Source organism: Amycolatopsis acididurans (assembly GCF_012328925.1).
GTDB classification, from domain to species: Bacteria; Actinomycetota; Actinomycetes; order Mycobacteriales; family Pseudonocardiaceae; genus Amycolatopsis_E; species Amycolatopsis_E acididurans.
In genome coordinates, this window is record NZ_JAAXLS010000021.1 from 77,813 (window position 1) to 101,089 (window position 23,277).

Genomic DNA, 23,277 nt, shown 5'->3' on the forward strand with positions numbered 1-23,277 from the left:
AGCCGCGATCAGTCCCTGGGCCGCTGGTCGATCACCCGGCGCATCTTGCCGACGGACCGTTCCAGCGTGTCCGGGTCGAGCACCTCCACGGCGACGCTGACCCCGACCCCGTCCTTGACCCGCGCGGAGATCTCCGCCGCCGCGATCGGACGGCGATCACGCGGGGTGTCCGACCGCGCCTCGACCAGCACCGTCAGGTGGTCCATCCGGTCCCGGCGGGTCAGCCGCAGCTGGAAGTGCGGCGCGAGCCCGTCGGTGGCGAGCACGATCTCCTCGATCTGCGTCGGGAACACGTTGACCCCGCGCAGGATGATCATGTCGTCGCTGCGGCCGGTGACCTTGTCCATCCGCCGGTACGCCGGCCGCGCGGTGCCCGGCCGCAGCGCCGTCAGGTCGCGGGTGCGGTACCGGATGACCGGCAGTGCCTGCTTGGTCAGCGACGTGAACAGCAGCTCACCGGTGACACCGCCGTCGAGCACGTTCTCGTCGACCGGGTCGATCACCTCGGGATAGAAGTGGTCCTCCCAGATGTGCAGCCCGTCCTTCGTCTCGACGCATTCCTGCGCCACACCGGGGCCCATGACCTCGGACAGGCCGTAGATGTCCACGGCGTCGAGGTTCATCCGCTCCTCGATCTCGCGGCGCATCTGCTCGGTCCACGGCTCGGCCCCGAAAATGCCCACCCGCAGCGAACTCGTCGCCGGATCGATGCCCTGGCGCTCGAACTCGTCCAGCAGGGTCAGCATGTACGACGGGGTGACCATGATGACCTCGGGCCGGAAGTCGTTGATGATCTGGACCTGCCGTGCGGTCATCCCGCCCGACGCGGGAATGGCCGTCGCGCCGAGCTTTTCCACGCCGTAGTGGGCACCGAGCCCGCCGGTGAACAGCCCGTAGCCATAGGCGACGTGCACCTTGTGCCCCGGCCGCCCGCCCGCGGCGAAGATCGAGCGCGCCATCACCCTCGCCCACGTGTCGATGTCGCGCTCGGTGTAGCCGACGACGGTGGGCTTGCCGGTGGTGCCGCTGGAGGCGTGGATGCGCCGCACCTGCTCCTGCGGCACGGCGAACATGCCGAACGGGTAGTTGTCCCGCAGATCCTGCTTGGTGGTGAACGGGAACTTCGCCAGATCGGCGAGCTCGCGGCAGTCGTCGGGATGCACCCCGGACTCGTCGAACTTCCGCTTGTAGAACGGCACGTTCGCGTACGCGTGCCGGAGTGTCCACTGCAGACGTTCCAGTTGGACGGCCCGCAGCTCGTCCACGCTCATCCGCTCGGGCGGGGTCAGATCGTCCACCGCGGGCGCGGTCCCGAGCCGCTTCGCGCTGGGCACTTCACTGTGCATGGTCGTCATTGTTTTCCAATCGTGCGGCTCCGGCCGCGGAACTCGGCGATGACTTCCTCGCCGCGCCGGACGGTGACGTCATAGATTCCGTTGCGCCCGTAGCGGGTGCGTTCCTCGGCGATCGCGACCAGTTCGTCGCCGAGCCGGGCGCTGGAGACGAAGGAGATCTCCGCGCCCGCCGCGACCGTGACCGGGCCGTGGCTGTTGCACGCGCAGGCGAACGCGGTGTCGGCCAGCAGGAACAGGTAACCGCCGTGTGCGATCTTGTGGCCGTTGACCATCTGATCCGTGACACGCATGCGCGCCACGGCCTTCCCGTCGACGGCTTCGAGCAGCTCGATGCCGATGGACCGGGAGGCGACGTCGTCGTCGAACGTCGCCTGTGCGGCCGGGGACTGCGACACTGGCGTCTCCTTGCTAACTGACCGAATGGACGGTTATTAATTTGAGCCCTGACGGAACCGCTGTCAAGGGTTACCGACCCGTAAAGGCGGGCTTCTCCTTGGCGAGGAAGGCTTCCACCGCGATCCGGTGGTCCTCGGTCAGGCCGAGCCGCGCCTGCGCCGCGCCTTCGTCACGCAGCACCTGGGCCAGCGGTCCCGCGAGCCCGGCCTTCGCCTCGGCGTAGGCGCGGGTCGGGCCTGCGGCCAGCCGCGCGGCGAGCTCGGCGGCGGTCTCCGCGACCTCGTCGGCGGGAACCACGCGCCCGGCGATGCCCCATTCCGCGGCCTGCGCGGCGGTGAAGGACTCGCCGAGCAGGACGAGTTCGCCGGCGCGCGCCGAACCGACCGCGCGGGCCAGGGTCACCGACAGCCCGGAGTCGGGGGTGAGGCCGATGGCGGTGAACGCGGTGCCGAACTTCGCGGTGTCCGCGGTGACGCGCAGATCGCAGGCGAGCGCGAACCCGAGTCCGGCGCCGACGCACGTGCCGTTGACGGCCGCGATGACCGGCTTCGGCATCGTGGCCAGCGCCGTCACGATCGGGTTGTAGTGCTGCTCGATGGTCGCGAACGCGGTGGCCGGATCCGCGCGCAGCGCCTCGGCGTGCTCGGCGAGGTCCTGTCCGACGCAGAACGCCTTGCCGGTGCCGGTGAGCACCACCGCCCGCACCGAATCATCTCCCGCGAGGTCCTCCAGGGCGTCCCGGAGCGCGGCCTTGATGCCGCTGGTCAGCGCAGGCCTGCCGAGTGTCACGGTGGCCACCGCGCCCGCTCGCGCGACGGAAACTTCGTTGTCCCTGCTTTCGTCAGCCATGCGAGCAAGCTACCATGACTTCCTGAACGTTCGGTTGGTAATTCGAGGAGGATCGATGGCGCTCCTGCGCAGCTACGTCAGCGGCGGCTGGCACACCGCCCCCGATGAGGGCACGCCTCTGCACGACGCGGTGACCGGCGAGGAGGTCGCGCGTATCTCCTCTACCGGGGTGGACATGGCGGCCGCGCTCGACTACGGCCGCCGTACCGGTGGGCCCGCGCTGCGCGAACTGACCTTCCACCAGCGTGCGGCGCTGCTGAAGGCGCTGGCCTCGCACCTGCGCGAGCACCGCGACGAGCTGTACGCGTTGTCGGCCCGCACCGGCGCCACGCTCGGCGACTCGAAGTTCGACGTCGACGGCGGCATCGGCGTGCTGTTCGCCTACGCGAGCAAGGGCAAGCGCGAACTGCCCAACGACACCGTCTACGTCGACGGCGGCGTCGAGCCCCTGAGCAAGGGCGGCACGTTCCTCGGCCAGCACATCGCGACCCCGCTGCGGGGCGTCGCGGTGCAGATCAACGCGTTCAACTTCCCGGTCTGGGGCCCGCTGGAGAAGTTCGCGCCCGCGTTCCTTGCCGGCGTGCCGAGCCTGGTCAAGCCCGCGAGCCAGACCGCGTACCTGACCGAGAAACTCGTCGAGCTGATCATCGAATCCGGGCTGCTGCCCGAAGGTTCGCTGCAGCTGATCTGTGGCAGCGTCGGCGATCTGCTCGACCACGTGACCCCGCAGGACCTGGTGTCGTTCACCGGTTCCGCCTCCACCGCGCAGCGGCTGCGCGCGCATCCGGTGATCGTGCGCAACGCCGTGCGGTTCAACGCCGAGGCCGACTCGCTCAACTGCTCGATCCTCGGCCCGGACGCCACCCCGGGAACGGCCGAGTTCGATCTGTTCGTCAAGCAGCTGACCACCGAGATGACCGTCAAGGCGGGGCAGAAGTGCACCGCGATCCGTCGTGCGTTCGTGCCCGCCGAGCAGCTGGACGCGGTGGCCGAGGCCGCGAGCGCCCGGCTGGCCAAGGTCACGGTCGGCAACCCCGGCAGCGAAGGCGTGCGGATGGGCGCGCTGGCCAGCCTCGAACAGCGCGAGGAGGTGCGCCGCTCGCTCAAGGCGCTGCTGGCGGCGGGCAGCGTCGTCTACGGCGACCCGGATCAGGTCGAAGTGGTCGACGCCGACACCGAGCGCGGCGCGTTCCTCTCGCCGGTCCTGCTCAAGGGCGACCCCGAGCGCGCGGAACCGCACGAGGTCGAGGCGTTCGGCCCGGTGTCCACGCTGCTGCCCTACACCTCCACCGCCCAGGTCATCGACTACGCCGCACGCGGCCAGGGCAGCCTCGCCGGGTCGATCGTGACCGGCGACGCCGAGTTCGCGCGGGAAGTCGTGCTCGGCACCGCGCCGTGGCACGGGCGGCTGCTGGTGCTCGACTCCGACGACGCCAAGGAGTCCACCGGGCACGGTTCGCCGATGCCGCAGCTGGTGCACGGCGGACCGGGCCGCGCCGGTGGTGGCGAGGAGATGGGCGGCATCCGCGGCGTGCTGCACCACATGCAGCGCACCGCCGTGCAGGGCAGCCCGAAGGTGCTCTCGGCCGTCACCGGCCGGTGGATCGCGGGCGCGCCCCGTGCGGAGGGCACGCACCCGTTCCGGAAGTCGCTGGCCGAGCTCAAGGTCGGCGACACCGTGGTCGCGGGTCCGCGCACCGTCACCCAGTCCGATGTGGACCACTTCGCCGAGTTCACCGGCGACACGTTCTACGCGCACACCGATCCGGCGGCGGCCGCGGCGAACCCGCTGTTCGGCGGAATCGTCGCGCACGGCTACCTGGTGCTCTCGTTCGCGGCCGGGTTGTTCGTCTCGCCCGAACCGGGTCCGGTGCTGGCCAACTACGGCCTGGAGAACCTGCGGTTCCTCACCCCGGTCAAGCCCGGCGACGAGCTGACGGTGACGTTGACCTGCAAGCAGATCACCCCGCGCATCGACCAGGACTACGGCGAGGTCCGCTGGGACACCGACGTGACCAACGCCGACGGCGATTCCGTCGCCAAGTACGACGTGCTGACCCTCGTGGCCAAGGAGACCGAATGACCGCGACCGTGCCCGATCTCGAATCGCATTTCGAGCACACGATTTCCAAGGACCAGCGGATCGAGCCGAGGGACTGGGTGCCCGAGGGCTACCGCAAGACGATGGTCCGCCAGATCGCGCAGCACGCGCATTCGGAGATCATCGGCATGCAGCCGGAGGGCAACTGGATCACCCGCGCGCCCTCGCTGCGGCGCAAGGCGATCCTGCTGGCCAAGGTGCAGGACGAGGCCGGGCACGGGCTCTACCTGTACTCGGCGGCCGAAACCCTGGGCACCAGCAGGCAGGAGCTGACCGAGCGGCTCGTCTCCGGGCGCCAGAAGTACTCCTCGATCTTCAACTACCCGACGCTCACCTTCGCCGACGTCGGCGCGATCGGCTGGCTGGTGGACGGCGCGGCGATCTGCAACCAGGTTCCGCTGTGCCGCAGCAGCTACGGCCCGTACGCCCGGGCGATGGTGCGGATCTGCAAGGAGGAGTCCTTCCACCAGCGGCAGGGTTTCGAACTGCTGATGACGATGATGAAGGGCACCGAAGCGCAGCGGGAGATGGTGCAGGACGCGGTGAACCGGTGGTGGTGGCCGTCGCTGATGATGTTCGGCCCGCCCGACGCGGACTCCCCGAACACCGCGCAGTCCATGGCGTGGAAGATCAAGCGGCACACCAACGACGAACTGCGCCAGCGCTTTGTCGACATGTCCGTGCCGCAGGCCGAGATCCTCGGCGTCACGCTGCCCGATCCGGAGCTTCGCTGGAACGACGAGCGGCAGCACTACGACTTCGGCGAGATCGACTGGGCCGAGTTCAAACAGGTCGTGTCCGGCAACGGGCCGTGCAACGAACAGCGCGTCGCGCACCGGCGCAAGGCGCACGAGGACGGCGCGTGGGTCCGTGAGGCCGCGGCCGCGCACGCGCGCAAGACGAGTGAGGTGGCGGCATGAACGAGTGGCCGTTGTACGAGGTTTTCGTGCGGGGCAAGCGCGGGCTCAACCACGTGCACGTGGGGTCCCTGCACGCGGCGGACGACAAGATGGCGCTGCGCAACGCCCGCGATCTCTACACCCGCCGCAACGAGGGCGTGAGCATCTGGGTGGTGAAGGCGTCGGACATCACCGCGTCCAGCCCGGACGAAAAAGACCCGTTCTTCTCGCCCAGCGCGGACAAGGTCTACCGCCACCCCACGTTCTACGACATTCCCGACAACGTTCCCCACATGTGAGTGCCTGATGTCCTTTGACAACGCCTATGAGGCGCTCGCCGACGCCCACGACGACTCGCGGTGGGCCTTCGGGACCGGCTTCGAAGACCCGCTGTCCGGAGTGGACACCACAGTCCCGTCCGGAATGGACGGTGCTGATTTGTCGGCATATTGCCTGATGCTCGGCGACGACGCGCTGGTCTTCTCGCACCGACTGCAGGAGTGGATCACCAACGCGCCGGAGCTGGAGGACGAGGTCGCGATCGCCAACATCGGCCTCGACCTGCTCGGACAGGCCAGGCTGCTGCTCGCCCGCGCGGGCAAGGCCGACGGCAGCGGCCGCTCCGAGGACTCCTACGCCTACCTCCGGCCGGAGAAGGAGTTCCGCAACGTCCGCCTCGCCGAGCTACCGCGCGGCGACTTCGGCCAGTTCGTCGCCGTGCTGCTGGTGTTCTCCACCTGGCGGCTCGCGCTGCTGCAGGCCCTGCGCGACTCGCCGGACCCGGTGCTCGCGGCCATCGCGGCCAAGGGTGTCAAGGAGGTCACCTACCACCGGGACTACGCCGCGCAGTGGGCCGTCCGGCTCGGCGACGGCACCGAGTACTCGCACGAGCGGATGCAGGCGGGGCTGGACGGGATCTGGCCCTATGTCGGGGAGTTGTTCACCCCGCACGAGATCGAGCGCCGCGTCGGCGTCGACCCCTCGACGTTGCGGGCCGAGTTCGACGACGTGCTGGGGCAGGTGTGCTCGGCGGCGACGCTGACCGTTCCCGGCATCGCGCCGCGCGTCGGCGTGTCCGGCCGGATGGGCCGCGACGGCATCCACACCGAGGCGATGGGCTACCTGCTCGCCGAGCTGCAGAGCGTCGCCAGGGCGTACCCGGAGGCGACATGGTGAGCGCGCTGGCCGTCGCGAAAACCGTGACCGACCCCGAACTGCCGATGCTCACGCTGGCCGACCTCGGGGTGCTGCGTGAGGTGTCCGAAGAGGACGGACATGTCGTCGTGGCGATCACGCCCACCTACACCGGCTGCCCCGCGATGGACACCATGCGCGACGACCTGGTGCACGCGCTGCGGGGTGCCGGGTACGACGAGGTCGAGGTGCGCACGGTGCTGCGGCCGGCGTGGTCGTCGGACTGGATCACCGACGAAGGCCGCCGCAAGCTCGCCGAGGCGGGCATCGCCCCGCCCGGTGCCGCACCGCGCCGCCGCGGCCCGATCCCGCTGACGCTGGGCCCGGCCGTGCGCCGCGTGTCCTGCCCGCACTGCGGCGCGGGAGAGACCGTGCTCGTGTCGGAGTTCGGGCCCACCTCGTGCAAATCGCTGCGCCGCTGCCGCGCCTGCGACGAGACGTTCGAGCATTTCAAGGAGATCTGACGTGACGGCCATGAAATCCCGCCTGCGGGGCGATTTCCACCGGCTCACCGTAGCCGGGGTCTCCCGGCTCTGCGACGACGCCGTGGCGGTCACCTTCGACGTCCCGCCCGGCCTCGAAGAGGCGTACGCGTTCCGCGCCGGCCAGTCCCTGACCCTGCGGCGCACGATCGACGGCCGCGAGGAACGCCGTTCCTACTCCATCTGCGCGCCGGAGGGCGCCGCGCCGCGCATCGGCGTGCGCGAGGTGCCGGACGGGCTGTTCTCGACGTGGCTCGTGCGCGACGTGCGGCCCGGCGACGAGGTCGAGGTCGGCACGCCGACCGGCAACTTCAGCCCGGATCTGGCCGAATCCGGCCACCACGTGCTGATCGCGGCCGGTTCCGGCATCACGCCCGTGCTCTCCATCGCGGCCACCGTGCTGCGTGATCCGGCCACCACCGTGACCGTCGTGTACGGCAACCGGCGCACCGACACCGTGATGTTCGCCGACGAACTGGCCGACCTCAAGGACCGGTATCCGACGCGGCTGGAGCTGATGCACGTCCTCTCGCGCGAGCCACGTGAGGCGGAACTGTTCACCGGGCGGCTGGACGCGGTGAAGCTACGTGCGATGCTCGGCCTGCTCGGCAAGGCCGACCACTGGTGGCTGTGCGGCCCGTTCGGCATGGTCACCGACGCGCGGGACCTGCTGACCGCGGAAGGGATCGCGACCGAGCGCATCCACCAGGAACTGTTCTATGTGGACAATGCGCCGCCACCGCCGGTGCGCCACGAGGAAGCACCCATCGAGGGGCTGACCAGCGAGGTCACCGTCGTCCTCGACGGACGGTCGACCACGGTGACCCTGTCGCGCGACACCGCGGTGCTCGACGGCGCCCAGCGGGCGAGGCCCGACCTGCCGTTCGCCTGCAAGGGCGGGGTGTGCGGCACATGCCGCGCGCAGGTCACCCTCGGCGAGGTCGACATGCGCCGCAACTTCGCACTCGACCCCGGCGAGGTCGAGGAGGGTTTCGTGCTCACCTGCCAGTCCTTGCCGGTGTCGGAGAAGGTGACCGTCGACTACGACTCGTGAGCGATCACGGCTTCCTGGCGATCCCGGCGAGCCCGACCTTGCGTGCCTCGTCCTCCTCGTCGGGGACGTAGCCGGGCTCGTCGGGGCGCCAGCCGGGAACCGGCACGAGCCCGGGCGGAACCAGTTCCATGCCGGTGAAGAACTCCGCGATCTCCTCGGGGGAGCGGCTGGCGACCTGCTCGGCCACGTTGCGGTTGTAGACCTTGTTCACCTCTTCCTGCCGCGCCAGCGTGGTCGCGCCGCGTGCCGGGGTCAGATGGGTCAGCGCGAGGTGGCTGCCCGGGGCGAGCCGGGCCCGGTAGCCCCCCACGACCGTGCGAGCCTCGTCGAAGCCGGGCACGAACGGCAGCACGACAGCATCAGCAGGCCGACCGGTCCACATACACCACACGCGCGTCCGGGGGCAGCGGACATCGGTGTCACTCCTTGACGGATCGCAGGAAACGTCGCGTCCGGTCCGGGCCCAGGCCGGCGTTGGTCGCATCCGACCACAGGCGTTCGTACGCCTGAAGTTTGACATCGCGCAGGGGCCGGGCGTCTATTCTGGCGAACGCGAAGTCCAGATGCTGCTGGTCGCCGGAGCCGACGCCGGGACACGGCAGCCGGAACAACGCGAACTGTTCGAGCCCGCAGTTGTCGCGGCGTCCCGGCGGCAGGACGAAGGGCACCAGCTGGAGCACGATGTTGGGTTGTTCCGACAAGGCGATCAGATGGTCGATCTGTTCACGCATCACGTGCTCGTCGCCGCGCATCCGGCGCAGGCAGGATTCGCTCAGTACGGCGAAGATCTCCGCCCGGCCCAGTACTCGCCACCGCTCGCGGCACGCGGCGACATGAGCCGCGACTTCGTCCGCGGGCACACTGGGCTTGAATCCCGCGCGGATGTAGAACTCACACTGGAACAGTGTCGGTACCTGCTCCACGGCGACCATGCGGACGAGACTCGCGTCCTGTTCCAGATCGAGGAACTGGCGCGCCGACGTGGAATGGATCGCGCGATGGCCCAGCCAGCGGCCGCGCTGGGAGGTGTTGTCGTTGAGCTGCTTGGCGAGTGCGACCGTCTCGGGGTCGTCCACCCGGTAGGCGTCGAGCAACGCGCGCAGGTCCGCGTTGCCGATGCCGCCCCCGCCGTTTTCCAGCAACGCGATTTTGTTCTGCACCCGGCGGATCTTGCCGTTGGGCCAGACATACGCGCCGGCTTCGTCCTGCGTCAGCGAACTACGATCGCGAAGATGCCGCAGCAGAGCGCCCAGCTGGCATTTGCGGCCCGTCGGGGTAGCGGCCGCCGCGGGAAGGGGCACCGGGAAAACCTAGGCGCCGGCCGTGTGCGCGGCAAGTGCCGGATCCGGCCGTGCGGACGACGCCCCCGGTCGCCCGCACGGTGAGCGCGCTCGGATCGTCGCCGGTGTAATCTGCTCCGGAAGTCGTAAAGTACGGAGTCCGGATGAAATCCCGTGAGGCGGCCCGCCGCAAACGCCGGCTCACCGTCGCCATCAAGGAGTCGATGCGGGAGCTGAGCATTCAGTTGTCGTTGCTGAATCATCAGGTCGGCGCGCGGGCGAAGCTCAAGGACACCGATCTGGACTGTCTCGATCTGATCGCCCGCTTCGGCCCGCTGGGCCCGACGGAACTGTCCCGGCGGGCGGGCCTGCATCCGGCCACGATCACCGGCGTACTCGACCGGCTGGAACGCGACCGCTGGGTGACGCGGGAACGCGACCCGGATGACCGCCGCGCCGTGCGGGTGCGGGTGCTGCGGGAGCGTGGCGCGGAACTGCTGGGCCTCTACGCCGGGATGAACCGGTCGATGGACGACGTGTGCTCCGGTTACAGCGAGGCCGAACTCGACCTGATATCCGGCTTCCTGCACCGGGTCGCCGAAGCGGGCAGACAGGCCACGGACGAGCTGGCCGAGGGTTAGGACGGGAAGGACATCCGGACCGCGGTGCGGTCGCCGGAGGTGTGCGTGGTGACGATGTCGGCCAGTTGCCGCGCGAGCCACATGCCGCGCCCGCCGTACTGATCCACATCGGGCGGCAGGTAGCCCGCGGCGGGTGGCACTTCGACCCCGCCCGCGTCCTCGATCTGCACGATCAGCGCGCCCGGTGCCGGCCACGCCCGGATCCGCACCGGCGGTTCGCCGTGCAGGAGCCCGTTGGTCACCACCTCGTTCACCGCGAGGGTGACGTCCTCGGCCGCGGTTCCCGCCGTCTGCGCGAGGAAGCGCGTTCGCTCGCGCAGCCGGGGCAGATCGTGCACGTCGAGCACGAGCCGGTCCAGCAGCGTCGCCGGCGGCGGCTGCGGCAGCGGCGTGCGCGCGAACCCGGCCAGGTACGTACCCGCCGGCACGAATGTGCCGCTGCGCAGGAACTCCGTCTCGCCCAGTTCCCAGCCGTGCACCCGGCGCACGTCCTCGATGTGGGAAGCCGGATGGCGGCGGCTGTCCCACAGGCACGTCACCGGGCAGTCGTAGGCGGCGAACGCGTCGTTGCACACCGCCTCGTAGGGCAGGTACGCCGTGGCCCGGTCGCCCGTGACGAGCGGTTCGGCGACGACGTGGACTCGTCGTCCCGCCGCGCGCTGGTCGGCGAGGTAGCGGCGGAACCGCTCGAACGCCACACCCAGTTGCTGGTAGAAGCCGGACCGCTGGCCCCACTCCAGGCGCTCGGCCCGGGCACCGAGTTCGGCGCGCACCAAATCCTCGGTTTCCGGGGCGACGACCAGGAGCACCGGCCGTTCTTCGGCCATCTGGCGCTCGAGCAGGGGCACCAGCCGGGCGGCGAGCGCGTCCGGGGAGTCGACGATCAGGGCGGAGTGGGTGAACCCCGGCTCGCTCGCCATGTGCCTCTCCTGTCGACGCGGCCCTTCGATCTTCCAAGGTACCGCCTGGGCCGGACGGCGGAAGCCGGGCCGAAGATACTTGCCCCACTCTATCCGCCGACGTATACTCGTAGACGAATATTCGGGAGGCGTGATGGCGAAGCGGCGAAGGGTGGCCAACCTGCTGGCGCTCGCCGTGCTGGGCACGGTCGTGCAGCGGCCGATGCATCCCTACGAAATGGCCTCGATGCTGCGTGAGCGCGGCAAGGACCAGGACATGAAGATCAAGTGGGGATCGCTCTACACCGTCGTCGCCAACCTCGAGAAGCACGGCCTGATCGAGGCCGCCGAAACCGCACGGCAGGGCGCGCGTCCCGAACGGACCGTCTATCGCATCACCGAGGCCGGGCGTGCCGAACTCGTCGACTGGGTGCGTGAGCTGGTGTCCACACCGGAACGGGAACAGCCGCGGTTCGAGGCGGGCCTGTCCTTGCTCGCCGCGCTGACCCCCGACGACGCGACGGAGCTGCTGCGGCACAGGCTCGAGCTGCTGGAAGAGCAACTCGCCGGGCAGCGCAAGGCGCTGGAGCAGCACCGGGCGGAGCTGCCGAGGCTGTTCCTGATCGAGAACGAGTACGACCTCGCCGTGCGCGAGGCGGAAGCCCGATGGGTGCGCGGGCTGCTCGAAGAGCTGTCCGAGGGCACGTTCCCGGACCTCGCGCAATGGCGTGACTACCACAAGACCGGACGCATTCCACCGGAATACGAAGAGCTCGCCGAAAGGGGGAGCACAAGCGATTAGGAACGGGCCCGGCGGTGCTGCAACACGCGCCGGGACCCGGCAACCCTCGCAACCGGAGCGCGAAGCGGACCGGGCCGAGAGCTGGCACTCATCACGATAGCCGGGTCCGCCTTCCCGTCACGGTTGTGACCACCCGACAGGGAGAAAACCATGACGGAGAACAGAACCGCCCTGATCATCGGCGGCGGGATCGCCGGCCCGGTCACCGCGATGGCGCTGCGGCGCGCCGGGATCGAGTCCCGGGTGTACGAGGCGTACGACGAGCCCGCCGACGGCGTCGGCGCGATGGTCGGCCTCGCCCCCAACGGCCTCGACGCGCTGGGCGTGCTCGGCGCGGACGCGGCCGTGCGGGACATCGGAACGCCCGTCGCCTCGATGGTGATGCGCAGCTGGACCGGGAAACGGCTGGCCGAGTTCGGCGGCGGACCGGAGCCGGTGTTCCACGCGGTGTGGCGCGCGGACCTCTACCGGGCGCTCTACGACGAGGCCGCGTCACGCGGTATCGAAATCGAGCACGGCAAACGTTTCGTCCACGCCGAGGACCACGGCGACGGCGTCACGGCCACGTTCGCGGACGGCAGCAATGCCACCGCCGACATCCTCATCGGCGCGGACGGTATCCGCTCCGCCGTCCGCGGTCAGCTGTTCCCGGATATCCGGCCGCGCTACACCGGGCTGCTCGGTTTCGGGGCGATGCTGTCGCAGGCGACCGGCCTGCCCTCGACGAACGGGTCGATGCACATGGTGTTCGGCAAGCGCGCCTTCTTCGCCTACCAGGTCGAGGACGACGGCCGCACCGGCTGGTTCGCGAATCTCCCGCGCCGGGAACCGATGTCGCTCGCCGAGGCCCGGGCGGTCGGCGGGACGGAATGGCTGCGGGTGCTGACCGACGTGTTCGCCGGTGACCGCATACCGGCGCTCGAGATCCTGCGGCAGTGCGTGCCCGAGGAGCTGGTTGTCGTTGGCGCGCTGGAGGATCTGCCGAACGTTCCACAGTGGAGCAAGGGACGGATCGTGCTCGTCGGGGACGCGGCGCACGCGACGTCGCCGAGTTCCGGGCAGGGCGTGTCACAGGCGATCGAGAGCGCCCTGCACCTGGCCCGTTGCCTGCGCGACGTGCCGACCGCGGAGGGCGCCTTCGCCGCGTACGAGCGGTTGCGGCGGGCGCGGGTGGAACGCGTCATCGCCGCCGGCGCCAGGACCAACAGGGACAAGGCGGCGGGCCCGGTCGCCCGTGTGGTGCGCGACGCGGTGCTGCCGGTGGCGATGAAACTGCTCGCGAAGCCGGAAAAGATGGCGTGGCAGACCGAGTACCACATCGACTGGGACGAAACGGTCGACCCGGGCGAGCTGGCTGCCGCACGCTGACACAGAAAAAGAACCGCCGCCCCTCGGTGAGCCAGGGGCGGCGGTTCTTCGATGAAGCACTTACGGTTTGCGGGCCACGATCCCCGCGATGCAGCGCGCGGCCTTGCTCAGCGGGGTCAGCCGGGGGCCGTCCGGCCACCACTCGTCGCAGGCCACCAGATCCGGTCCGGTCGTCGCGTTGGGCTTGACGATCTCGAGGCCGGGCAGCATCGCGAGGATCTCGTCCTTCGTGCGGAACCGGCCGGCGCCCATCGGGCCCTGCACCAGGATGGCCTCGATCTTCTTGGCGATCTCGGTGAGCTCCGGCTCTTCGGGGTCGTAGAAGTGCGAGAACACCACGTACGAGCCGGACGCGAGCGAATCGATGTACTGGCGCATCACCTCGGGCCCGCCGTCGCCCTCGAAGTGGTGCAGGGTGCCGACGTGCAGCAGCACCAGCGGCTCGGAGAAGTCGAGGTGCCGCAGCACGACCTCGTTCTTGAGCACGCTCGGCGGGTTGAAGATGTCCGCCTCGACCATGTGCACGTTGTCGTTCTCCTCCAGCAGCGCGCGCCCGTGCGCGAGCACCACCGGGTCGTTGTCGACGTAGATCACGCGCGCGTCGGGCTTGGCGCGCTGCACGATCTGGTGCGTGTTCTCGGCGGTCGGCAGGCCGGAACCGCAGTCGAGGTACTGGTCGATCGTGGTCTGCGACGCGAGGAACCGGCACGCGCGGTTGAGGAAGCCACGATTGCCGCGCGCGATGTCGACGGCCTCCGGCACGGCCTCGTTGATCTTGCCCATCACTACGCGGTCGACCTCGTAGTGGTCCTTGCCCCCGAGGAAACCGTCGTAGATCCGAGCGATGCTCGGCCGGTTCGGATCCACGCCGACCGGGACCTGGCTGGGCGACTGAGCTTGCGGCGCACCGGACATTGCTGCCTCGCAGAAGATGGTCGAGCGGCTGACCGACTCAGCGTAGTGCCCCACGTTCAGTGGGTAAACGCCGCATCCGACTGCTCGCCGCGCTCAGGAGACGATGCGTGCGATAAGCGTCGTCACCGCCAGCCAGAACGCTGCCGCGAGCCCGTAGGTCACCACAGCGGCCAGTTGCGGATTGGCGATGGGGAACAGGCCGGGGAAAAACAGCGCCAGCGGATCGGCGATCGAGCGCACGAACTGCACGAAGGCGTTGGCGGGATTCGCGTGCAACAAGACCATCAGCAGGTGCACGACCTCGACGACGGCGAACGCCGCGCCGATTCCGCTGATCACCCTGGCGGCGCTCGCGCGGCCACGGTAAACATGTGTTCTCGTCATGCCTGACCGGATGCCCCGCCGGACCGGGAGAAAACGCCCTTTGCTCCGGGCGGGTCAGCCAATTGCTCCGGAGCGAGGTTGAACTCGCCCCCGGCCGGATACCCCCGATATGGCATTCGGACGCCCAAACTGGTTCCGCACCCCCTAGGATTGTTCCCGGACCTGGCGAGCACCAAGGCGGTAAATGACGAAATGAACGAGAGCAGGGCGGCCCGCGTGTGGTCGTCCATCATCGGGCTGTCACATCGCGACGACACCGCCGCCACGCTCCGTCATGTCTGCCAGGCCTGCGCGGACGCGCTGCCGGTCTCCGGGGCCGCGATCCTGCTGGGCGGCGCGGGGAACACGCCGGAACTCGCGTTCGCCACCGATCCGCTCAGCGGTGAGCTGGTGGAGCTCCAGGTCACCTACGGCGAGGGGCCCGCGCTCGACGCCGCCGTCGGGTTCGAACCGGTGCTCGCCGCGGATCTGGACAGCCCGGAAAGCCTCACCCGCTGGCCCGGTTACACCGGTGACGCCGTCGGCACGGGTGCGCGCGCGCAGTTCGCGATACCGCTGCGGGTCGGTGCCGTCCGGCTCGGCGCGCTCGACCTGCATCGCACCCGTTCCGGCGAGCTGCCCGCCGACGCGCTGGCCGACGCCGTCATCTACGCCGACGCGGCGCTGGCCGTGGTGCTCAACGCCCGCGCCGGCGCCGAGGGCCACTGGACGTTCGCCGAGGACGAGTTCCTCGACCGCGGTGCCGAACTGCATCAGGCCGCGGGCATGGTGTCGGTACAACTGGGGGTTCCCGTCGGGGAGGCGATGGTGCGGTTGCGCGGCCACGCCTACGCCGCCGGCTGCAGGCTGGGTGACGTCGCGAACGCCGTCGTCCACCGCAGGCTGCGGTTCTCACCCGTCGGCGGAGTGCACTGGGAGGAATTGTGACGAGCGTGCAGGAAAGCCTGCTCGCGCGCACCTTCGTGGAACTGACCGACACCACCGGGCCCGGATTCGACCTCGCCGCGTTCCTGCGCAATCTCGCGCTGCGCTGCGCCGAGGTGCTCGGGGCCGAGGCGGCGGGTGTGCTGGTGACCGACGGCGACGTCCGGGCAGCCGAAGGCACCACGGAGACCGTGCGCGATCTCGAACGACTCGAACTGGAACACGAGCAGGGGCCCGGGGTGGACAGTCGCGCCAGCGGTGATGCCGTCCGGTGCGACGATCTCGCGCACACGGACGGGAACTGGCCCGATTTCGCGGCGGCCGCGATCGAGGCCGGATTCACGGCGGTGCTGGCGATCCCGATGCGGCAGCGGGACGAGGTCATCGGCGCGGTCACGCTGTTGTCCGCGCACGCCATCGCGGCGGACGAGAGCGGGATCGGGCACGCGCTCGCCGGCGTCGCCGCCAGCGGGCTCGTGCACCAGCGCGTCCAGCGGCGGCAGGAAACCCTGGTCGACCAGTTGCAGATGGCGCTGACCAGCCGGATCGCGATCGAGCAGGCCAAGGGCGTGCTGGCCGAACGGCTGGGTGTCGACGTCGGCGAGGCGTTCTCCGTGCTGCGTTCCTACGCACGCAGCCGCAACCGCCGCATCGTCGAGGTCGCCAGGGGAGTCGTCGAGGGTGGCCCCGAGGGCGACGCGGTGGTCGCCGCTCACCGCCCGCCTCGCTAGGCCGCGTGCACGTAAGCCCGGATCAGGGCCACGCTCTCGTCCAGTGACGCGAGCGCGGCCCTGATCCCTTCCTCCACCCTCGGGTCGTCGGTGTGCTGCAGCGAGCCGGACAATGACAGGCCGGCGCTGAAGGCCAGCCGGATCAGGCGGTCGCCGAGTTCGGCGACCTCACGCGAGGTGTTGTACGAGACGTAGCTCTGCGCCAGCATCCCCAGCACCTCCGGAAACGGGGCGCGATGCGGTCCACGGCCGAGCACCAGCACGCCGCGGACGTGCCCTGGCAGGCCGATCGGCACGACGAGCGTCGAACCGCCCGCACCCGTGACCACGCTCGGCGACGCCTCGGCCATCGCCCGGCGCGCGGCGGCTTTCACGTCCGTCCACAACGGACCCGGAAAGTCGCCGTCGGTCAGCCACACCGTGACGGTGTCGGCGCCGACGAGCGTGCGCACCTCGCGCGCGGTATCGGTGAGCGGCTCGCGCGGGCACCGCGAAAGATGCCTGCACGCGGCCAGCCAGCGCCTGGTCGTCGGCATCTGCTCGGAGTGCGTCATCGCCTCACCTGGAACCGATCGGGATTCTGATCACCGAAGTCCGGGGCGACCGCAGGAAAACGATAACTCGCGCGCACCGGCCTGGGAAGAGATACGCGCAACTGGCGGGCCTGTCACATCCGAAGCCGCGATTTCGTCTGGATGGCGACGACCGTGGAAGGGACGGGGACATGACGGTACGGATTGTGGTTGCGGGTGCGGGCTACGCGGGTCTCGCCGCGGCGAAACTCGCGGCACGGTGGACCGGCGGCGCGGTGACACTGGTCAACGAGCACGACAGGTTCGTGGAACGGGTCCGGCTGCACCAGCTCGCGGCGGGTCAGCAGCTGCGGGACAGGCCGTTGGCGGAACTGCTCGAGGGCACGGGAGTGCGACTGGTCGTCGACCGGGTCACCGGCGTCGACGCCGCGGCGCGGGAGGTCCATACCGCGAGCGGGCACGGCCTCGGCTACGACCGGCTGATCTACGCGCTCGGCAGTCACGCCGACATGACCTCGGTGCCCGGTGTCGCCGAGCACGCCTACACCGTGGCCGGTTTCGACCGGGCGCGGATGCTGCGGGAGCGGCTGGGTGATGCGCAGTCGGTGATCGTCGCGGGCGGCGGGCTGACCGGGATCGAGGCGGCCGCCGAGATCGCGGAGACGCGCCCGGCGCTCAAGGTGCGCCTGGTGTCCGGCGGTGTGCTCGGGGACGCGCTGTCGGAGCGGGCACGGCGGTACCTGCGGCGGACGTTCGGCAGGCTCGGGGTCGAGGTGCGGGATGGGGTGCGGATCGCGGAGGTCCGCGAGGACGGTGTGGTGCTGGAGCAGGGGGAGCACCTCGCGGCGGACACGGTGGTGTGGACAGCCGGGTTCACCGTGCCCGCGGTGGCGCGCGAGGCCGGTTTCGCGGTGGACGCGCACGGCCGGATGCTCGTCGACGACACGCTGCGGTCGGTGTCGCATCCGGAGGTGACGGCGGTCGGGGACGCGGCCGCGATCCGGTTGGCGGACGGGCAGCAGCTGCGGATGGCGTGCGCGACGGGACTGCCGACGGCCCAGACCGCGGTGCGCGCGCTGGCCGCCCGCCTGGACGGCCGGGCCCCGAAGCCGGTGCGGTTCCGGTACGTCAACCAGTGCATCAGCCTGGGCCGCCGCGACGGCCTGATCCAGTTCGTGCGTGCCGACGACAGTCCGAGGGAGGCCGTGCTGACCGGCAGGCTGGCGGCGCGGTACAAGGAGACGATCGTCCGCGGCACCGTCCTTTTCGAACGGCATCCGACGCTCCCGGCGGGGTTCTAGGGGGACGCCGGAGAGTCAGTCGAGGCCGGTGAGGTGGTTCTCGGCGTCGGTGGCGCGGTCGTCGGCGCGGGTGGCGCGTTCTTGCGCGGTCTTGGCGGCGCGGCGGGCGGCGGTGACGGACCGGCGGGCGGATGTCACCTCGGCGCGCGCTTCCCGCTCGGCGGTCCGGGCGTCTTCGAGGCGCGCCTGGAGATCGCGGACCGTGGCGGCGGCGTCCTCCGCGGCTTGTTCGGCGTCGGCCAGCGACTCTTCCACCTCGGCCAGTGTCTGCTCGGCCGACTCCTGCTCGCGCGCGGCCTCGTCGGCTTCCTGGCGGGCCTTCGCGGCCGCGTCCTGCGCGTCGCGCCGTGCCTTGTCGGCTTCGCGGCGCGCTTTCGCGGCCGCACCGCCGGTGTCCCGCCGCGTCTTCTCGCCCGCGCTCGCCGTTCGCCGGGTCTTCTTCGCGCCCGGTCGCGTGTCCTCCGGCGCGCGCTCCGGGCTCCTGCGCCGGGGCGCCTTCCCCGGCGCCGCGGACTTCGCCGGGACCGTCGCCGCCGTCAGCCACATTTCCGGCGAACCCGGTGCCAGCGCGGTGTTCAACCGGGCCGCGCGGATCGCCTCCAGCGCCCGTTCGTCGCCGAGTGCGGCTTCGAACGTGTCGGTCACCTGCCGCTGGGTCGCGTCACTGAACGGGTAGCCCGCCTTGCGGGCCAGCCATTGGGCGCGCTTCGTGAGCAGCTCGATCACCTCGTGCCGCTGCTTGGACAGTGCCCGCAGCTCGGCCCCCGCCAGCCGCTGGTGCGCCGCCCGCATCGATTCGCCGACCGTGCCCAGCCGGTCGATCTCCTCCGGGCAGGCGCGGCTGACCTGGTTCACCAGCCACGCCGCGACGGTCGGCTTCCGCAGTTCCGCGATCTTCCGGCCCAGCTGCCGGTCCGGCCGCGCCTGCTTGGCCCGTTCGTCCCGGAGCGCGGTGAACTCCTCGCGTTTGGCGGCGTAGAGCTCGTCCGACACCGAGTCCAGGTCCATCGCCCCCAGTGAAGCACGAACCGGTCAGTTCAAGACGGAACGAACCGCCTCCGGCGTGCGGGCCACCACGGTCGTGCCGTCATCGGCGGTGATGATCGGCCGCTGGATCAGCTTCGGATACTTGACCAGCGCCTCGATCCACCGCGCCCGCTCCGAGGGCTCCTTCGGCCACGAGCGCAGGTCCAGCTCCTTGGCCACGGCCTCACCCAGCCGCGCGATGTCCCACGGCTGCAGGCCGAGCCGGTCCAGCACCCGCGACAGCTCCTCGGCCGTCGGCGGATCGTCGAGATAACGCCGCACGGTGTAGCCGGCACCGGCCTCGTCGAGCATCGACACGGCCGAGCGGCATTTCGAGCAAGCCGGGTTGACCCAGATCTCCATGTCAGCGCTGCACCCCGGCCAGCGCGAAGAACTCCTGCCGCGACCGGGCGTCGGTGCGCAGCCTGCCCAGCAGCGTCGAGGTGACCGTGGTCGAACCGACCGCCTGCACACCGCGCAACGTCATGCACGTGTGCTCGGCCTCGATCACCACGCCGACGCCCTTGGGCAGCAGCTGCTCGGACAGCCAGTCCGCGATCTGCTTCGTCAGCCGCTCCTGCACCTGGGGCCTGCTGGAGAAGTACTCGGTGATGCGCGCCAGCTTCGACAGCCCCAGGATCCGCTCGCCGGGCAGGTAGCCGACGTGCGCGATGCCGGTGAACGGCAGCAGATGGTGCTCGCACACCGACCGCACCGGGATCGAACGCGCGAGCACCAGCTCGTCGTAACCCTCGTCGTTGGGGAACGTGGTGAGGTCGAACGGCCGTGGCGAGAACAGGTCCGCGTACGCCTGCGCCATCCGGCGCGGGGTGTTGCGCAGGCTCTCGCTCTCGGTCGAGATACCCAGCGCGTGAAGGAACTGCTCGGCGGCCTGTTCCGCGGCGTCGAGGTCGACATCTTCGGACACATGAACCACGTGTAGCGCCGTGTTCGTCTGCACCGTGGGCTCCTCGTCTCTGACCGCCGCTATTTCACCAACGACTATAGGCGTTATTCTTGACCGGGTGGAACCCAGCCTGAGCACGTCGATCACCGCGGTCGCCGCGCTGGAGGATGACCTGCGCGGCTCGATGTATTTCTACATCCGCCGCGCGCGCCGTCCCGTCACCCGGGACGAGGCCGCGGCCAGCGTCGGCATCTCCCGCAAGCTCGCGGCGTTCCACCTGGACAAACTGGTCGACGTCGGGCTGCTGCGCGCGGACTACGAGCCGGTCGGGGGAGTGCGCAGGGTCGGCCGCGCGCCCAAGGTCTACCGGCCCACCGACCTGGAGATCAGGGTCGCGATCCCGGCCCGCTCGGGCGATCTGCTGAGCGAGATCCTGCTGGACGCGGTGCTCGAGGAGCGCGAGGACGAGCGTGCCACCGAGTCGGCCGTGCGCGTGGCCAGGACCGCGGGCGAACGGCTGGCCCCGAGGGAACGGGCGGACCTCGTCACGGCCGAGCGGATGCTGACGCGAGAGGGCTTCGAGCCGTACCGGGTGGGGGAGGGCTGCCTGCGCATGCGCAACTGCCCGTTCCGGCCGCTCACCTCGCGTGCACCGGAGCTGGTGTGTGGTCTCAACCACGCGTTTCTGAGCGGGTTCACCGAAGGCAGCGGCCTGCGCGCGGTGCCCAGCCCCCGGCCGGGCGAGTGCTGTGTGGAGTTGCACACCTGAACAACCACCCTTTCGAGTGATGTTCGGCGACGCGTTCAGGCCCGAAAAACAGTGGGAAAATGGCGGATCACCGATCTTGGATCGGCTGCTAATGTCCGGTGAATGGCTGAACGGGCGGTGCGCGTCGAACGTGCGGGGCCGGTTTACACAGTGATCCTCCACCGCCCGGACGCGCGCAACGCCGTCGACGGGCCGACCGCCGCGGCCCTGGCCGAGGCGTTCGAGGCCTTCGACGCCGATGCCTCGGCGTCGGTCGCCGTGCTGTGGGGCGAGGGTGGCACGTTCTGCGCGGGGGCCGACCTGAAGGCGGTCGGCACGCAGCGGATGAACCGGCTCGCCGAGGACGGTCCCGGTCCGATGGGGCCGACGCGGATGCGGCTCGGCAAACCGGTGATCGCCGCCGTCGCCGGGCACGCGGTCGCCGGCGGCCTGGAACTCGCGTTGTGGTGTGACCTGCGCGTTGTCGCCGAAGACGCGGTGTTCGGCGTGTACTGCCGGCGGTGGGGCGTGCCCTTGATCGACGGCGGCACGGTCCGGCTGCCGCGCTTGATCGGCACCAGCCAGGCGATGGACATGGTGCTCACCGGCAGGCCGGTCGACGCCGCCGAAGCACTGCGGATGGGGCTGGCCAACCGTGTCGTTCCGGCGGGCACGGAACGTGCCGCGGCCGAGGAACTGGCGGCGCAACTGGCCCGGTTCCCGCAGACCTGTATGCGCGAGGACCGGATGTCGTTGCTGGAGCAGCACGGCCGCACCGAACAGGAAGCGCTTTCCATTGAGTGGCACCATGGAATGACTTCCTTCGCGGACGCCGGGTCCGGGGTGGAACGCTTTACCGGTGGCGCGGGCCGCGGCGGCTCCTTCGAATAACCATTCGAATAGCGATCGGCGGAGGTCACTCCGCGTAATCTTCCACTGCCCGGAAAATTGGCCTGGTTAAGCCAATTGTGTGTGGGTAGATCACCGTGATACGCATGTTTCCTGCCGGTGTGACCGGCGGCTCACAGCGGCGTTGGTCTCGTTCGCGAGCCAATTTCCGTGCGGCGCGGCACAGTGGTCAAGGGAAAGCCGTGTGTTCGCCATGAAGTTCAAGAAAGGGGGACTGGAGACCGTGAACGGACCATTCGGGCGTACAGCTCGATTCTGGCGCCGTGTCCACCTAGGTCGAAACCCGCTGGCAAGACGTTCCGACCGAGTCGAAGCCGCGATGCTCCTTGTCGTCGTGCTCGGTCTGCTGATCGCGATTCCGCTCGCCGCGATCGTCGGTACCAACACCTATGGGGGCCAGCTCGCGCTGTCGGATCAGCAGCGTGCCACGCGTCATCTCACCACCGCCACCCTGATGCAGGACGCCCCGAACCCCGTGCCCGCCTCCGACGGCGCCTATCTCGGTGCCGCGAGCGGTGCTTCGTCCGGAGTGCTCGCACGATGGCCGGTCGCGGGCGGTGCGGAAAAGGTCGGAACCATCAGCACCGAGCCCGGCACCACCGCGGGCAGCGAGGTGCCGGTCTGGCTGTCCGACGCCGGTGATCCGGTGCCCGCTCCGATGAGCGCTTCCGACGCGGCCACCACGAGTGTGCTCGCCGGGATCTTCGCGTGGCTCGTCGTGGCGCTGGGGCTGGCCGCCGTGTTCTGGACGGTGCGCCTGATCCTGGATCGTCGCCGCGCCAACCGCTGGGACCGCGAATGGGCCCATGCCGGCGGTCGCTGGGCGAGGTTCTAGCTGTATCACCGAACTCCGCGCGGCCGGAACTGAATGCTGATGCGGGGGCCGACCGGTTTGCCGGTCTTGGGAATCGCGTGCTCCCAGGTGCGCTGGCACGAGCCGCCCATGACGACGAGATCGCCGGGGCCGAGCGACTGCCGTACGGTCCGGCCTCCGCCGCGCGGCCGCAGCAGCAACGTGCGCGGCGCGCCGACCGACAGGATGGCGACCATCGTGTCCTCCCGGGAGCCCCGGCCGATGGTGTCGCCGTGCCAGGCGACGCTGTCGCGCCCGTCGCGGTAGAAGCACAATCCGGCCGTGCGAAACGGTTCGCGCAACTCGTCGGCGTAATGCGCGGACAGCGCTTCGCGCGCGCCGGCGAGCACGGGCTCGGGTAGTTCGTCGTCCTCGCCGTAGAAACACAGCAGGCGCGGCACGTCGACGACCCGGTCGTACATCCGGCGCCGTTCGGCGTGCCACGGCACGGCCTCGGCGAGCCGTTCGAACAACGCGTCCGCGCCGCTGAGCCAGTCCGGCAGCAGATCGATCCACGCGCCCTCGCTCAGCGGCACGCGGCGCAGTCCACGCAGCGAGCCGAGCGCCAGATCGCCGGTCTGGCCGAACAGCGAGCCCTGCAACCCCACGGTCATGGCGCGCAGTCTACACGCTTCTTCGAACGTATGTTTGAACATTGTCGACGCGCATCAGCGGCCTCGGCCACGGTCGTTGTCCACTCCGGACCGGCAGGAAATCGAGCAGTAA

Annotated in this window: 28 protein-coding genes; 15 read left to right on the top strand and 13 right to left on the bottom strand. The window is 70.1% G+C overall.

The features are described from left to right. Nucleotides 1–8: 8 nt before the first annotated feature. The 3 genes from paaK to HFP15_RS25670 form a co-directional block, all read right to left on the bottom strand. A complete protein-coding gene (paaK, locus tag HFP15_RS25660; protein WP_168519311.1) occupies nt 9–1,355 on the bottom strand; it encodes a phenylacetate--CoA ligase PaaK in 1,347 nt (448 codons plus the stop codon). Next, nucleotides 1,352–1,750, bottom strand: a complete 399-nt coding sequence (gene paaI, locus HFP15_RS25665) for a hydroxyphenylacetyl-CoA thioesterase PaaI (RefSeq protein ID WP_168519312.1) — start codon at nt 1,748–1,750, stop codon at nt 1,352–1,354. The genes paaK and paaI overlap by 4 nt, the downstream gene beginning before the upstream one ends. 70 nt (nt 1,751–1,820) lie before the next feature. Next, nucleotides 1,821–2,600 carry an enoyl-CoA hydratase/isomerase family protein gene (locus HFP15_RS25670; protein WP_168519313.1) on the bottom strand — a complete coding sequence of 260 codons (780 nt, stop codon included), beginning with the start codon at nt 2,598–2,600 and terminating at the stop codon, nt 1,821–1,823. A 55-nt stretch (nt 2,601–2,655) separates the two neighbouring features. Here HFP15_RS25670 and paaZ point away from each other — a divergent pair, with 55 nt between their 5' ends. From paaZ to paaE, 6 genes are read left to right on the top strand one after another with little or no spacing between them, the layout of a single operon-like run. Continuing rightward, nucleotides 2,656–4,683, top strand: coding sequence for a phenylacetic acid degradation bifunctional protein PaaZ (gene paaZ, locus HFP15_RS25675; RefSeq protein WP_168519314.1), 2,028 nt, complete (start codon nt 2,656–2,658; stop codon nt 4,681–4,683). Beyond that, a complete protein-coding gene (gene paaA / locus HFP15_RS25680; RefSeq protein ID WP_168519315.1) occupies nt 4,680–5,621 on the top strand; it encodes a 1,2-phenylacetyl-CoA epoxidase subunit PaaA in 942 nt (313 codons plus the stop codon). Before paaZ ends, paaA begins: the two co-directional genes overlap by 4 nt. Continuing rightward, nucleotides 5,618–5,899 (top strand): 1,2-phenylacetyl-CoA epoxidase subunit PaaB, encoded by a 282-nt coding sequence (gene paaB / locus HFP15_RS25685; protein ID WP_168519316.1) that lies wholly within the window; start codon nt 5,618–5,620, stop codon nt 5,897–5,899. The genes paaA and paaB overlap by 4 nt, the downstream gene beginning before the upstream one ends. Before the next feature lie 7 nt (nt 5,900–5,906). Then, a complete protein-coding gene (gene paaC / locus HFP15_RS25690) occupies nt 5,907–6,776 on the top strand; it encodes a 1,2-phenylacetyl-CoA epoxidase subunit PaaC (protein ID WP_168519317.1) in 870 nt (289 codons plus the stop codon). Continuing rightward, nucleotides 6,770–7,258, top strand: a complete 489-nt coding sequence (paaD, locus tag HFP15_RS25695) for a 1,2-phenylacetyl-CoA epoxidase subunit PaaD (protein WP_168519318.1) — start codon at nt 6,770–6,772, stop codon at nt 7,256–7,258. Before paaC ends, paaD begins: the two co-directional genes overlap by 7 nt. A gap of 10 nt (nt 7,259–7,268) precedes the next feature. Then, nucleotides 7,269–8,330, top strand: coding sequence for a 1,2-phenylacetyl-CoA epoxidase subunit PaaE (paaE, locus tag HFP15_RS25700; protein ID WP_168519353.1), 1,062 nt, complete (start codon nt 7,269–7,271; stop codon nt 8,328–8,330). Between the two features lie 4 nt (nt 8,331–8,334). Here the strand turns inward: paaE and HFP15_RS25705 are convergent, their stop codons facing one another. Then, a complete protein-coding gene (locus HFP15_RS25705; RefSeq protein WP_168519319.1) occupies nt 8,335–8,682 on the bottom strand; it encodes an SAM-dependent methyltransferase in 348 nt (115 codons plus the stop codon). Between the two features lie 67 nt (nt 8,683–8,749). After that, nucleotides 8,750–9,631, bottom strand: a complete 882-nt coding sequence (locus HFP15_RS25710; RefSeq protein ID WP_168519320.1) for a helix-turn-helix domain-containing protein — start codon at nt 9,629–9,631, stop codon at nt 8,750–8,752. Nucleotides 9,632–9,774: 143 nt separating this feature from the next. On the opposite strand from HFP15_RS25710, the gene HFP15_RS25715 reads away from it, so the two are divergent. Next, complete coding sequence (locus HFP15_RS25715) at nt 9,775–10,251, top strand: MarR family transcriptional regulator (protein ID WP_168519321.1); 477 nt, start codon at nt 9,775–9,777, stop codon at nt 10,249–10,251. Here HFP15_RS25715 and HFP15_RS25720 read toward each other — a convergent pair. Beyond that, nucleotides 10,248–11,171: an MEDS domain-containing protein gene (locus HFP15_RS25720; RefSeq protein WP_168519322.1), complete on the bottom strand. Its 924-nt coding sequence runs from the start codon at nt 11,169–11,171 to the stop codon at nt 10,248–10,250. The two genes, HFP15_RS25715 and HFP15_RS25720, sit on opposite strands and share 4 nt — an antisense overlap. A gap of 133 nt (nt 11,172–11,304) precedes the next feature. Between HFP15_RS25720 and HFP15_RS25725 the strand changes: the two genes are divergently transcribed. Further along, nucleotides 11,305–11,952, top strand: coding sequence for a PadR family transcriptional regulator (locus HFP15_RS25725; protein WP_168519323.1), 648 nt, complete (start codon nt 11,305–11,307; stop codon nt 11,950–11,952). 150 nt (nt 11,953–12,102) lie between these two features. Next, nucleotides 12,103–13,320 carry an FAD-dependent oxidoreductase gene (locus HFP15_RS25730; RefSeq protein WP_168519324.1) on the top strand — a complete coding sequence of 406 codons (1,218 nt, stop codon included), beginning with the start codon at nt 12,103–12,105 and terminating at the stop codon, nt 13,318–13,320. 60 nt (nt 13,321–13,380) lie between these two features. Here HFP15_RS25730 and HFP15_RS25735 read toward each other — a convergent pair whose 3' ends face one another. Together HFP15_RS25735 and HFP15_RS25740 are read right to left on the bottom strand one after the other, a co-directional pair. Beyond that, nucleotides 13,381–14,235, bottom strand: a complete 855-nt coding sequence (locus HFP15_RS25735) for an SAM-dependent methyltransferase (protein ID WP_168519354.1) — start codon at nt 14,233–14,235, stop codon at nt 13,381–13,383. 93 nt (nt 14,236–14,328) lie between these two features. Beyond that, nucleotides 14,329–14,619, bottom strand: coding sequence for a hypothetical protein (locus HFP15_RS25740; RefSeq protein ID WP_168519325.1), 291 nt, complete (start codon nt 14,617–14,619; stop codon nt 14,329–14,331). A gap of 192 nt (nt 14,620–14,811) precedes the next feature. Between HFP15_RS25740 and HFP15_RS25745 the strand changes: the two genes are divergently transcribed. After that, nucleotides 14,812–15,546, top strand: coding sequence for a GAF and ANTAR domain-containing protein (locus HFP15_RS25745; protein ID WP_168519326.1), 735 nt, complete (start codon nt 14,812–14,814; stop codon nt 15,544–15,546). Beyond that, nucleotides 15,543–16,274, top strand: coding sequence for an ANTAR domain-containing protein (locus HFP15_RS25750; protein WP_168519327.1), 732 nt, complete (start codon nt 15,543–15,545; stop codon nt 16,272–16,274). Before HFP15_RS25745 ends, HFP15_RS25750 begins: the two co-directional genes overlap by 4 nt. On the opposite strand, the gene HFP15_RS25755 is transcribed toward HFP15_RS25750, so the two are convergent. Continuing rightward, entirely contained in the window at nt 16,271–16,828 is a 558-nt protein-coding gene (locus tag HFP15_RS25755) for a hypothetical protein (protein ID WP_168519328.1), read from the bottom strand. The genes HFP15_RS25750 and HFP15_RS25755 overlap by 4 nt on opposite strands. Before the next feature lie 170 nt (nt 16,829–16,998). Here HFP15_RS25755 and HFP15_RS25760 point away from each other — a divergent pair, with 170 nt between their 5' ends. Continuing rightward, nucleotides 16,999–18,108, top strand: coding sequence for an NAD(P)/FAD-dependent oxidoreductase (locus tag HFP15_RS25760; RefSeq protein WP_168519329.1), 1,110 nt, complete (start codon nt 16,999–17,001; stop codon nt 18,106–18,108). Between the two features lie 15 nt (nt 18,109–18,123). Here HFP15_RS25760 and HFP15_RS25765 read toward each other — a convergent pair whose 3' ends face one another. From HFP15_RS25765 to folE, 3 genes are read right to left on the bottom strand one after another with little or no spacing between them, the layout of a single operon-like run. Then, entirely contained in the window at nt 18,124–19,116 is a 993-nt protein-coding gene (locus HFP15_RS25765; RefSeq protein WP_210717835.1) for a hypothetical protein, read from the bottom strand. 24 nt (nt 19,117–19,140) lie between these two features. After that, nucleotides 19,141–19,497 (bottom strand): ArsC/Spx/MgsR family protein, encoded by a 357-nt coding sequence (locus HFP15_RS25770; RefSeq protein ID WP_168519330.1) that lies wholly within the window; start codon nt 19,495–19,497, stop codon nt 19,141–19,143. Between the two features lies 1 nt (nt 19,498). Beyond that, nucleotides 19,499–20,095, bottom strand: coding sequence for a GTP cyclohydrolase I FolE (gene folE / locus HFP15_RS25775; protein ID WP_168519331.1), 597 nt, complete (start codon nt 20,093–20,095; stop codon nt 19,499–19,501). A 130-nt stretch (nt 20,096–20,225) separates the two neighbouring features. Here folE and HFP15_RS25780 point away from each other — a divergent pair, with 130 nt between their 5' ends. The 3 genes from HFP15_RS25780 to HFP15_RS25790 all read left to right on the top strand — a co-directional run bounded on the left by HFP15_RS25780 (nt 20,226) and on the right by HFP15_RS25790 (nt 22,533). Beyond that, nucleotides 20,226–20,810 carry a helix-turn-helix transcriptional regulator gene (locus HFP15_RS25780; RefSeq protein WP_210717851.1) on the top strand — a complete coding sequence of 195 codons (585 nt, stop codon included), beginning with the start codon at nt 20,226–20,228 and terminating at the stop codon, nt 20,808–20,810. Between the two features lie 102 nt (nt 20,811–20,912). Next, entirely contained in the window at nt 20,913–21,680 is a 768-nt protein-coding gene (locus tag HFP15_RS25785; protein WP_168519332.1) for a crotonase/enoyl-CoA hydratase family protein, read from the top strand. A 211-nt stretch (nt 21,681–21,891) separates the two neighbouring features. Then, nucleotides 21,892–22,533: an Rv1733c family protein gene (locus HFP15_RS25790; RefSeq protein ID WP_168519333.1), complete on the top strand. Its 642-nt coding sequence runs from the start codon at nt 21,892–21,894 to the stop codon at nt 22,531–22,533. Between the two features lie 5 nt (nt 22,534–22,538). Here HFP15_RS25790 and HFP15_RS25795 read toward each other — a convergent pair whose 3' ends face one another. Beyond that, nucleotides 22,539–23,165 (bottom strand): alpha-ketoglutarate-dependent dioxygenase AlkB, encoded by a 627-nt coding sequence (locus HFP15_RS25795; RefSeq protein ID WP_168519334.1) that lies wholly within the window; start codon nt 23,163–23,165, stop codon nt 22,539–22,541. Nucleotides 23,166–23,277: the final 112 nt, after the last annotated feature.